The sequence below is a fragment of the Micromonospora arida genome (assembly GCF_003857035.1).
Taxonomy (GTDB): Bacteria; Actinomycetota; Actinomycetes; order Mycobacteriales; family Micromonosporaceae; genus Micromonospora; species Micromonospora arida.
The window spans coordinates 1-11,529 of record NZ_QGSY01000263.1 but is presented as its reverse complement, the minus strand read 5'-3'; the positions used below and the strand labels follow the sequence as shown (position 1 = coordinate 11,529).

General features: G+C 69.5%; 8 protein-coding genes. 1 reads left to right on the top strand and 7 read right to left on the bottom strand.

Annotation, left to right across the window (positions count from 1 at the left end):
- The 7 genes from DLJ58_RS26180 to DLJ58_RS26150 form a co-directional block, all read right to left on the bottom strand.
- A partial coding sequence (locus DLJ58_RS26180; protein WP_244219129.1) for an alpha-glucuronidase occupies window positions 1-1,393 on the bottom strand: 1,393 nt, incomplete at its 3' end.
- Window positions 1,390-3,423 (bottom strand): beta-galactosidase, encoded by a 2,034-nt coding sequence (locus DLJ58_RS26175; protein ID WP_124860208.1) that lies wholly within the window; start codon window positions 3,421-3,423, stop codon window positions 1,390-1,392. The genes DLJ58_RS26180 and DLJ58_RS26175, both read right to left, overlap by 4 nt.
- Window positions 3,420-4,109: a DUF624 domain-containing protein gene (locus tag DLJ58_RS26170; protein ID WP_124860206.1), complete on the bottom strand. Its 690-nt coding sequence runs from the start codon at window positions 4,107-4,109 to the stop codon at window positions 3,420-3,422. Before DLJ58_RS26170 ends, DLJ58_RS26175 begins: the two co-directional genes overlap by 4 nt.
- Before the next feature lie 88 nt (window positions 4,110-4,197).
- A complete protein-coding gene (locus DLJ58_RS26165) occupies window positions 4,198-5,835 on the bottom strand; it encodes an ABC transporter substrate-binding protein (protein WP_124860204.1) in 1,638 nt (545 codons plus the stop codon).
- Window positions 5,836-5,889: 54 nt separating this feature from the next.
- Window positions 5,890-6,798 carry a carbohydrate ABC transporter permease gene (locus tag DLJ58_RS26160; protein WP_244219128.1) on the bottom strand — a complete coding sequence of 303 codons (909 nt, stop codon included), beginning with the start codon at window positions 6,796-6,798 and terminating at the stop codon, window positions 5,890-5,892.
- On the bottom strand, window positions 6,795-7,784 hold the full coding sequence (locus DLJ58_RS26155) for an ABC transporter permease (protein WP_124860200.1): 990 nt from the start codon (window positions 7,782-7,784) through the stop codon (window positions 6,795-6,797). The genes DLJ58_RS26160 and DLJ58_RS26155 overlap by 4 nt, the downstream gene beginning before the upstream one ends.
- Window positions 7,785-7,794: 10 nt before the next feature.
- A complete protein-coding gene (locus tag DLJ58_RS26150; RefSeq protein WP_124860198.1) occupies window positions 7,795-10,158 on the bottom strand; it encodes a beta-xylosidase/alpha-l-arabinosidase in 2,364 nt (787 codons plus the stop codon).
- Window positions 10,159-10,477: 319 nt separating this feature from the next.
- Here DLJ58_RS26150 and DLJ58_RS26145 point away from each other — a divergent pair, with 319 nt between their 5' ends.
- A complete protein-coding gene (locus tag DLJ58_RS26145; RefSeq protein WP_124860196.1) occupies window positions 10,478-11,515 on the top strand; it encodes a LacI family DNA-binding transcriptional regulator in 1,038 nt (345 codons plus the stop codon).
- Window positions 11,516-11,529 lie beyond the last annotated feature (14 nt).

Sequence of the window (11,529 nt, the reverse complement as noted above, 5' to 3'; positions counted from 1 at the left end):
CACCCGACTCCCCCGTGACCACGTCGGCGATCGTCCGCCCGTCCGGCCCCCAGGGGGCGAAGCCAAGCACCTCACTCCACCACGGGCCGAGGTGGCAGACGTGCCGCTGTTGGCCCGTGTACTCCTGGGTTACCTGCAACTCCACCGCCAACCGGGTCGCCGGCATCGCGGCGAGCACCGGAGAGACCGGCTCGCGCGTCTGGAAGTCCACCGGGCCGAACTTCACCTGGACGACCACGTTGGTGCGGAAGCGCCCGTCGAGCGGAGCGAAGTGGTCGTACGCGGCCCGAGCCCGGTCGGTGGACCGGTCCCGCCAGTCCTGGTGGTGGTTGTAGACGAACGCCCGCCAGTGCACCACTCCCCCGTGCGGGGCGAGCGCCTCGGCCAGCAGGTTCGCCCCGTCGGCGTGGTCGCGGCCGTACGTGAACGGGCCGGGTTGCCCCTCCGAGTCGGCCTTCACCAGGTAACCGCCGAAGTCCGGGATGCGGTCGTAGACCCGCCGGGTGGTGGCGGCCCACCAGACCCGTACGGTCTCGTCCAAGGGGTCGGCGGTCGGCAGGCCACCGAGGACCACCGGCGCGGCGAAGCTGACCGACAGGTGCACCCGGATGCCGTAGGGGCGCAGCGCGTCCGCGATCTCGGCCACGTCGCCGAGCCGTTCGGTGAGCAGCAGCGCCTCGGTGCGGGCCACGTTGACGTTGTTCACCGAGATCGCGTTGACCCCGCAGGAGGCCAACAGCCGCCCGTACTCCCGTACCCGGGCCAGGTCGCCGCGCGGACGGCCGTCCTGCCAGAAGATCGAGCCGCCCGCGTACCCCCGTTCGACCTGGCCCATCACCGGGTGCACGGCCACGTTGTCCCAGTGGTTCAGCATTCGTCGGCGCAACGCCGGTCGGTGCCGCTCGGGCGGTCGGGCCGGGTCGAAGGCCGCCGCGCAGAGCCGGACCACGTGGAAGAGCCCGTACAGCAGGCCGGCGGGGGCGTCGGCCAGCACCGCTGTCACGTCGCCGGCCCGCGCCAACACGAAACCCTCGTCGCCGAGCGTCCCGCCGTCGCCCAGCTCGACCAGCGCAGCCTCGCCGGCGGCGCGCGCCGCCTCCACCGCCGGGTTGGGCAGCTCACCGGCGTCGCGCAGGGCGAGCACCAGGTCGACGTCGACGTCCCAGGTCGGAGAGTGCCACACCCGTCCGCCGTAACGCGCGCAGGCACGCGAGACCTCGTTGAGGACGGTGTCGACGAGCAACCCCTCGCCGTGCAGGAGGACGCGGCGCGCGCCGAGCGACCGGAACGCCTCCGGGGGCAGCCAGGCCGGGTGGGCGCGCGGCTCGTCACCGTCCATCGGCTCCTCGACGAACATCAGCTGCTCCAACTCCACCGACTCTTCGGCGTTCACCGGTCCTCCTCCAGCACGACAACCCCGTACGCCGGCAGGCGCAGGGCACCGCCGGCCGCCGTCCGGTCGCCGGTGAGCAGGTCGACGCCGCCGGTCCGGGCGGTCACCTCGACCGGCTCGGCGCGGTGGTTGAGCAGAAACAGCAGCCGCGACCCGTCCGCCGCGACTCGCACGGCGGACTCCAGGTCCGGCACGTCCGGGTAGGGCCCGAGCAGGTCGTGGCGGGCGAGCACCTGCCGCACCACCCAGGACACCCCGGCCTGGTCCAGCCCGGCGGCCACGTACCAGCCGTCGCCGGCGCCGAAGGAGTTGCGGGTCACCGCCGGGGTGCCCGCGTAGAAGTCGGCCTGGTAGGTGCCGATGACCTGAGCGCCCTGCGGAATCACCAGCTCGAACAGCAGCCGCGCGTCGACGTCGATGTGATCCGCGCCGTCGCTGAGGCGGACCGGGTTGACCACCTCCGGGCCGCGGGCGTCCCACTCGTCGACCCGGACGCCCATGAGCTGCCCGAGCGGGCCCGGCACGTCCATCAGGAACGCCTGGTCGTTCTCGTCCACCCGGCCGGACAGGTAGGTGGTCAGCACCGACCCGCCGCGCGTCGCCACCGCCTCCAGCCGCTGCGGCAGGTCACCCTTGAGCAGGTGCAGGGCCGGGGCTACGACCACGTCGTAACGGGACAGGTCGGCGGTCACCGCGACGACGTCCAGGTCCACACCGGCGTCCCAGAGTGCCCGGTGGTACGCGAGCACGACCTGCTGGTAGCGGACCAGCCGGGACGGGCCGTCGGACAGCTCCAACGCCCACCAGCTGTCCCAGTCGAACAGCAGCGCCACCCGGGCCGGGGTCCGTGCGCCCAGCGACGCCGGGCCGAGCCGTTCCAGTTCGGCGCCCAGCTCGGCGACCTCCCGGAACACCCGGGTGTCGGAGCGACCGGCGTGCCCGATGACGGCACCGTGGTACTTCTCGCTGGCCCCCCGGGAGGCACGCAGTTGGAAGAAGAGGACGGCGTCGGCGCCGTGCGCCACTGCCTGCCAACTCCACAGCCGCATCACCCCGGGGCGCTTCAACGGGTTGACGTCACGGCACGCGGTGCAGCTCGGGGTCTGTTCCATCAGCCAGAACGGCTGGCCGTCCTTGAGCCCGCGCATCAGGTCGTGGGTCAGTGCCATCCGGGCGGCCGACTCGTCGTCGGGCGGGTAGTTGTCCCAGGAGACGAAGTCCAGATGAGGGGCCCAGCGGTGGTAGTCGATCGGCCGGTACATGCCCATGAAGTTCGTGGTCACCGGCAGCGTCGGGCTGGACTCCCGGATGGCCGCCTTCTCGTTGCGGAAGTTGGTCAGCATCGCGTCGGAGGTGAACCGCAGGTAGTCCACTGTGATGCCCGGGAACGCGGTGTGGTCCGGGCCGCGCCAGTGCTCGGTCAGCGCCGACGGCGGCTCGATCTCGTCCCAGTCGGTGAAGGTGTGCGACCAGAAGGTGGTGTACCAGGCCTCGTTCAGCTCGTCGAGGGTGCCGTAGCGCTGGCGCAGCCAGTTCCGGAAGCCGGCCGCGCACAGCGCGCAGTAGCAGGCGCCGCCGTACTCGTTGCCGACGTGCCAGGCGAGCACCGCCGGGGTGTCGGCGTAGCGGCGGGCGACCCGGCGGGCCAGCTCCGTCGAGAGCCGGCGGAAGACCGGCGAGCTGGGGCAGGAGTTGTGTCGCTGACCGAAGCGGTGCTTGCGGCCCTCGAAGTCGGTCCGGGTCACCTCGGGGTACGCCTTCGCCAACCACGGTGGGTGGGCGCCGGTGCCGGTGGCGAGGCAGATCCCGCGTCCCTCGGCACTGGCCCGCTCGACGATCCTGTCCAGCAGCGTGAAGTCGTAGGTGTCCTCGGCGGGCTGGGTGAGCGCCCAGTCGAACACCCCGAGGGTGACCAGGTCGATCCGTGCGGTGTCGAAGAGACGGTAGTCCTGCTTCCACACGTCCTCGGGCCACTGTTCCGGGTTGTAGTCGCCCCCGAAGGGCACCTTGGCGCTGAGGGGCAGGCTCATGCGGTGAACTCCTTCCGGATCAGGTGGATCATCGGGTCGCTGATGCGCAGGTACGCCAGCACCGCGATCGACGCGAGCAGCATCAACACCGCTTCGGAGAAGACCGCGGTGATCCCGGCCGCCGCGGTGAGCAGCAGGGCGTTGCCGACGGAGACACCGGGGGTACGCACGAGGAAGTGCACGGCCAACCGGAGCACGTCCCGGGTGCGGAAGTCGAACAGCGAGGCGATCACCAGGGCGTTGGCCGCGCAGAGCGTCACGCCCACCCCGATCAGCACCAGCGGCACCGCCCACCAGCTCGACAGGCCGACCGCCCCACGGTAGGCGAGGTTCACGGCGAGCACTGTCAGCCACAGCAGCGTCGGCACCCAGACCCGCAGCACGCCGAGCACGTTGGCCCGGTAGCCACGCCAGAACAGGGTGGCCGGGCGCAGGTCGGTCAGGTCGGTTCGCTGGTGGCGCAGGGTGTACAGGGCGGCGGAGATCGCCGGGCCGATCGGTACCAGGAGGAGCGCGGCCAGTGGCAGGTTGCTCGGGTCGCGGCTCAGCACCAGCAGCGGGAGCAGGGCGGGCAACGTGGTGAGCAGCAGGAGCAGCTCGACCACGAGCAGGATGTAGACGCGCGAGGTGATTCGCGACAGGGGTCCGTCGCCGAACTGTCGCCGGGTCTGAGTCGCGCCACTCACGCTCGCTCCCTCCGGTCGACTCAGCTGATCCGTGGTCGCCGGGAGTCCGGCCGGGCCGCGACAGGCAGCCCGACCGGACCCCCGATGATCAGCCGTTGTTCTTCTGGAACCGCTCGTACGCCTTGTTGACCAGGTCGATGTACTGGTCGGAGTTCTTGGCCTTCAGCTCGGCCACGTACGCGTCCCACTCGCTGAGCGGACGCTGACCCAGAGCGAACTTCAGCGTGTTCTGCGAGACGAAGTCCTTCAGCGGCGTCTCCCAGAGCGACACCTGCTCGCGCTCCTCGTCGGTCAGCGGGGCGGGCGGTGCCACCTCCCTCGGGGCGCGGGCGTCCATCACCTTCTGGAACTCCAACTCCTCCGGGGAGAAGAACCCACGGACCAGGTCGGGGCTGCCGCCGTAGGCGAAGACGCCGTTCTGGAAGCCGAAGTCCTTCTGCAGGTGCTTGGGCGCCTTCGGATTGAGGCCGAGGAAGTCGACGCCGGGGTCGAGCGTGCGCTTCCCGGACGCGTCCTTGGTGAAGGTGGTGCCCTCGATGCCCCAGCGGGCGAACTCGAGGCCGGCGTCCGAGTACCACAGCCAGTCGATGAACTGCATCATTGCCACGAAGTTCTTGCTCTCCCGGGCCTTCGTGGAGATCATGATCCCGTTCTCCAGGCGGGAGAAGGGGTTGACCTCGCCGGCCGGGCCGATCGGCAGCGGGATCTTGGCCATCTTCGCGTTCGGCAGCGTCTTTGCCAGGTCGGGCCGGTGGTTGTTGACAAGGGTCTGCGCGTTGCCGGTGACCACGAACGACTTCCCGTTGGCGAGCTTCTGCCGCGCCTGGTCGTCGGTCTGGGTGAAGCTCTCCGGGTCGAGCAGACCCTCGGCGACGAGCTTGTGCAGGTACGTGAGCATCTGCTTGTACTGCTCGGACGCGCCCGTGTAGATGAACTTCTTCGCCGCCGGATCCCAGGTGGCGTGCTGGTAGTCCCAACCGGCCCGCGTGCCGAACGACGCGCTGAGGATGTTCAGCAGGGCGCCGGTCGGTGTGGGCTTACTGAACAGGTCGGAGTACGGGTAGACGTTCGGGTACTTCGCCTTCATCGCCTTGAGCACCGTGTACAGCTCGTCCCAGGTCTTCGGGACCGCCAGGTTGAGTTCCTGCATGATGTCGGTGCGCACCAGCACCGTGTAGTCCTGCGTGGGCTTCTCGTGCAGGCCGGGCAGCAGGTAGAACTTGCCGTCGGACTGCCGCAGGTTGTCGATCTCCGGCTTGAGGTTCCACTTGGCGATCTTGTCCTTGAGGTTGGGCATCAGATCCAGGTAGTCGCTCACCGGAAGGATCGCCCCGGAGGACACGAACGCGTCCTCCTGCGGGTGGTACGTCTTGGGAATGATCAGTGGGGCGTCCCCGGCGCCGATGAGCAGGCTGCGCTTCTGCTCGTAGTCGCTCAGCGGTACGGCGACCGGGTCGATCTTGACGTTGGTCCGCTTGGTGAGCTCGGACCAGAACAGCCAGTCTTCCTTGAGCGGATAAAACGTGTGGTTGTTGTAGAGGGTGGAGAACGAGAGCGCCTCGGTGGCCTTGAACTGGTCACCGATGCCGTAGTTGGCCATCGCGCCGACCCGGTTCTCGGAGAGGTCAGTCGACTCGCCGGGGTCCTCGGAACAGGCGGTGGCAAGGGAGAGCGCAAGCAGACCCGCGGTGGTCAATGCCACGCGGCGCCACGTCTTGTGGAGCATGGCTCGTCCTTTCGGTGGTGGGGATTCGAGGGGGATGCGGTGCGGCGCCCGGCGTCATCCCTTGACCGCGCCGAGCATCACGCCGCGAACGAAGTACCGCTGAACGAAGGGATAGATCGCCAGGATCGGCAGGGTGGTGAGCACGATCGTCACGGCCTGGAGGGTGGCTGCGGCCTGGACCTTGTCGGCGTCGGCCGCGGCCGACTCGGCGCTGGTGGCGCCCGCGATGAGGTTGCGGAGGTAGACGGTGACCGGCAGCAGATCCTGCCGGTCGATGTAGAGGAACGCGGTGAACCACGAGTTCCAGAAGGAGACCGCGTAGAAAAGCACCATCGTCGCGATGATCGCCTTCGACAACGGCAGCACGATCCGCAGCAGGGTGCCGTACGTGTTGAGCCCGTCGACCGCTGCCGCCTCCTCCAACTCGCTCGGCAGGCTCTCGAAGAACGCCTTCATGACGAGCAGGTTGAACACGCTGATGGCATTGGGGATCACCACGGCCCAGATGGTGTTCTTCATGCCCAGGCTGGTGACCAGCACGTAGTTGGGAATCAGGCCACCGGAGAAGAACATGGTGAACAGCGCGACACCGATGAGGAACGGGCGACCCTTGAGCTGCGGCTTCGACAGCACGTACGCGTAACACGTGGTCAGTACGATCGAGATGAGCGTGGCGACCACCGTGTACACCACAGTGTTGCGGTAGTTCGTCCAGAACATCGCGTCCGACATCAGCAGCTTGTACGCGGTCAGGTCGAACCCACGCGGGACGATGGTCACCTTGCCGGCGATGATGTACGCCTCTTCGCTGAGCGACCGGGCCACGATGTTGAGAAACGGGTACAACGTCACGACCACGACGCCGAGCAGGACAATCGTGTTGACCACCCGGAAGATCCGGTAGCCCCGGCTGTCCACCGGCCCGCGCGTCGTCGGGGCGTCGATCTTCGTACCGAGGGTCACCACAGGCTCGTCCCGACCGTGCGACGGGAGATGACGTTCGCCGACAGGACGAGGATCAGCCCGATCACCGCCTCGAAGAGGCCGATGGCGGCCGCGTAGCTGAAGTTGCTCGACTGGAAGCCCATCCGGAACAGATAGGTGGAGATCACATCGGCGGTCGGATACGTCAACGGGTTGTAGAGCAGCAGGATCTTCTCGAACCCGACCGCCAGGAAGCTGCCGATGTTGAGAATCAGCAAGGTCACCATCGTCGGACGGATGCCCGGCAACGTGACGTGCCAGGTCTGCCGCAACCGGCCGGCGCCGTCGATCCGGGCGGCCTCGTACAGGTCCTCGTCGATGGTGGTGAGGGCGGCGAGGTAGAGGATCGTGCCCCACCCGACGGTCTGCCAGACCTCGGACGAGACATAGATGGTGCGGAACCACTCCGGTCTCTGCAGGAACGGCACCGGGTCGCCACCGAACAGGGTGACGAGTTGGTTGGCGGTGCCCTCGATCGAGGTCAACTGCATGACCATCGCCGCCACGATCACGATCGACAGGAAGTGCGGCAGGTAGGACACGGACTGGACGAACCGCTTGAAGCGGCGGGCCCGGACCTCGTTGAGCAGCAGCGCCAGCACGATCGGCAGCGGGAAACAGAACAGCAGGGTCAGCGTCCCGAGCACCAGGGTGTTGGTGAACACCTCCCAGAACGTCGGGTCGGTGAGGAACATCCGGAAGTAGCGCAGCCCGACCCAGTACTCACCGAAGATGCTGCCGCCCGGCTTGAACCGACGGAACGCGATGATGTTGCCGATCATCGGCAGGTACCGGAAGACCAGGAAGAACAGCAGCGGCAGGATGGCGAGGGAGTAGAGCTGCCAGTCCCGGCGCAGTGCCTGGCGCCAACTGCGACGGCGTCGTGGGGAGCGCGGGGCGGGGCTCTGGGCGTGCTGCGGAGAGGTCGGCGGCGCCGGCGGTGGTGGCCGCAGAGTGGATGTCATCCGTGGCCTCCTATGCCGACTGTGGAACGGCCACGAGGGGCTCGACCCGCACCGAGGTGAGCAGCTCCCGCTCGAAACCGACCTCGCGCTCGGTGCCGACCAGCCGCAGCGGCAGAGCCGCCGCCACGTCGCCGCTCGATCGGCCGAACCGCAGCTCGACGTCGCCGGGCTCGACGATCCGTTGGCCGGTCAGCCCGGTGAACGACGCCACATCGGCCGGTACGCCGAACGTCACGTGCGCCACCTCGCCGGGAGCCAACGGCAGCCGGGTGTAGCCGATCAGGCGGACCACCGGACGGGTGGTCTGCGCGACCGGGTCGTGCAGGTAGAGCTGCACGACCTCGGTGCCGGCCCGCTCACCGGTGTTGGCGACGGTGATCCGCACCCGTACCTCGCCGTCGACCGGCCAGGCGGTCGGATCTTCGCGCGGTTCGACCACCGTCGCGTCGGACCACTCGAAGGTGGTGTAGCTCAGCCCGTGCCCGAACGGGTACGCCGGGGTCGGGTCGATCGAGGAGACCTTGTTGCGCCGACCGAGCGGCGGCGCCAGGTAGGTGCTCGGCAGCCCGCCGGCGTCGCGGGGAACGCTGACCGGCAACCGCCCGGAGGGTTCGACCGCGCCGGTGAGCACCTCGGCGAGTGCCTGCCCACCGAGCTGGCCGAGGAAGAACGCCTGCACCACGGCCGCCGCGCCGTCGAACTGCGGGCCGAGCGCGTACGGGCGGCCGGCCATCAACACCAGGACGACCGGGGTGCCGGTGGCGAGGACGGCGCGGACGAGGTCGCTCTGCACACCGGGTAGTCGCAGGTCGACGGCGTCGCAGCCCTCACCGGAGGTGCCCCGGCCGAACATTCCCGCCCGGTCGCCGACGGCCAGCACGCACACGTCGGCGGCGGCGGCCGCGGCCACCGCGGCCGGGATGCCCGAGGTGTCCTCGCCGGTGATGGCGCAGCCCGGCTCGTGGGTGAGCAGCGGGACGCGTCGGGCCAACTCGTCGCGAAGTGTGGGGATGTCCAGGCCGAGCCCGAATTCGCTGTGGTGGATGCCCACGTGATTGGGGAACGAGTAGCAGCCGAGCATGGCCATCGGGTCGTCGGCGGCCGGGCCGACCAGGGCGACCCGGCTGCCCACGGGCAGCGGGAGGACGCCGGTGTTGCGCAGCAGGACGACTGACTCCCGGGCCAGGCGAAGGGCGATGTCCTGGCTGGCCTCGTCGTCGAAGCGCAGGGACGCCACGTCGTCCGGCAGCTCCTGCCAGCCCTCGTCCAGCAGACCGAGCTCGATCTTCTGGATCAGCACCCGACGCAGCGCGCAGTCGATGAGCGCCTCGTCGACCTCGCCGCGGCGAGCCGCCTCCACCAACGGTGCGCCGAAGGCGTCCACGGTGGGCAGTTCGACGTCGATCCCGGCCCGCAGGGCGAGCCGGGCCGCGTCGGCGGCATCCCCGGCGACGCCGTGCAGGGTCTGTAGGAACCGTACGGCGAAGTAGTCGGCCACCACGGTGCCGGTGAAGCCCCACTCGTCACGCAACAACCCGGTCAGCAGCCCGCGGTCGGCCGCGACGGGCAGGCCGTCGATCTCGGCGTAGGAGTTCATCACCGAGCGGGCCCCGCCGAGGCGCAGCGCCATCTCGAACGGCGGCAGGATGACGTCGGCCAGCTCTCGGCGACCCATCGGCACCGGCGCGAGGTTGCGTCCGCCTCGGGAGGCGGAGTAGCCGGCGAAGTGCTTCAGCGTGGCCACCACGCCGGCCCGCTCCAGGCCCCGCACGTAGGCGGCACCTGTCGTGCCGACCAGGTAGGGGTCCTCGCCGATCGTCTCCTCGGTACGGCCCCAGCGGTAGTCCCGGGTGACGTCCAGCACCGGGGCGAGGCCCTGGTGCACACCGGCGGCGCGCATCGACCGCCCGATCCGGTCGGCCATCGCCTCGACCAGTTCGGGATCGAAGGACGCGCCCCAGCTGAGCGGAGTCGGGTAGACGGTGGCCCGCCACGCCGCGAACCCGGTGAGGCACTCCTCGTGCACCTGCGCCGGAATGCCGAACCGACTGGCGGCCACGATCTGCGCCTGCGACGCCGCCAGCGACCGGGCGCCGAACACCGGGTCGACCGGGGCGGTGCCGAACGGGCGGGTCAGCTGACCCAACCCGTACTGGATGACAGTGCTCCACGGCGGCAACTCGCCGAGCATGTCCGACTGGTGCGGTGCGACGCCCTCGCCACTGGCGTCGGCGCCGACCCAGACCCCGACGAGCTGGGCGATCTTCTCTTCGAGGGACATCTTCGGCAGGAGCGCCTCGGCTCGCTCGGTCGGCGACAGCCGCTGATCACGCCACGGCGCGGCGCCGTCGTCCCCGAGCGACTGACTTCTCATGCCATGACCCCTTAGCTCCGGCCACATCCCCGTGCCCTGGTCGAACCAGCTCCGTGGCGGACGTTTCTCACGATCCGAAACTTTCCGGAAACCTGCGTAACCTTTTCGGCAACCTAAGTGGCGCATCGATACCTGTCAAGGGTCTTAATCGGACTACCAGGCGACGTTTCCTGCACACGGTGACCCCGCAGTCGGCACTCCGTGGCCGATGAGCCGCGCGGTGACCCGCGAGTGGAGAGCCCGGCTGCGGCACCCACTGGTGTGAATGTCTCATCGTGTTAAGGTCGCCCGAAACTTTCGGATGTTGTATGAGGCCGCGATGACAGAGCACCGCCCGCTCGACCCACCCGCCTCCACCACCATCGCGACCATCGCCAACGATGTTGGCGTCTCGGTCGCGACCGTGTCCAAGGTCCTCAACGGACGCGGCGATGTCGCCCCCGGCACCAGAGCCCGGGTGGAGGCGAGCCTCGACCGCCACCAGTACCAGCGCCGCGCCCGGCGACAGGCGACCAGCGGCGGCCGGGTGGACCTCGTGTTCCACGAGTTCGACACGGGTTGGGCGATGGAGATCCTGCGGGGCGTCGAGGCGGTGACCTCCGCCGCCGGCATCGGGCTGTCGATCGCCCAACTCGACGGCGCGCACCGGCCGCCGGCACGATGGCTGGAGGCGTTACTCGCCGACCGCCCCCTGGGCGTGGTGTTCGTCCTCTCCCACCTGGCCGAGGCCCAACAGCAGCACCTGCGCCGGCAGGGCATTCCGTTCGTCGTCGTCGACACCGACAGCGCCACCTCGGCCTCCGTGCCGACCGTCGGATCGAACAACTGGAACGGCGGTCTGCTCGCCGCCCGGCACCTGCTGGAGCTGGGGCACCGACGGATAGCCATCATCTCCGGGCCACCCGACGTGCTGTGCAGCAGAGCCCGGGCCGCCGGCTTCCAGTCGGCCCACGACGAAGCCGGGATAGTGGTCGACCGCGAGCTGATCCGCTACGGCAGTTTCTCCGCCGGAGCGGGGCACGCCCACGGGCTGCAACTGCTCCAGCGGCCGGACCGACCCACGGCGATCTTCGCCGGGTCGGACATCCAGGCCATGGGGGTGCTCCGGGCCGCCCGCCAGTGCGGCCTGCGAGTGCCCGAGGACCTTTCGGTGATCGGGTACGACAACCTGCCGGTCTCGGCCTGGACCGACCCGGCCCTCACCACGATCAACCAGCCGTTGCGCGACATGGCCGGCATCGCCACCCAGATGTTGCTCGACCTGACCAGGGGGAACGCGCCGGCGACCAGCCGGATCGACCTGGTGACCGAGCTGGTCTTACGGGAGAGCACCGCGCCCCCCGCCCACCCGCACTGACCCCGGCCCCTGCG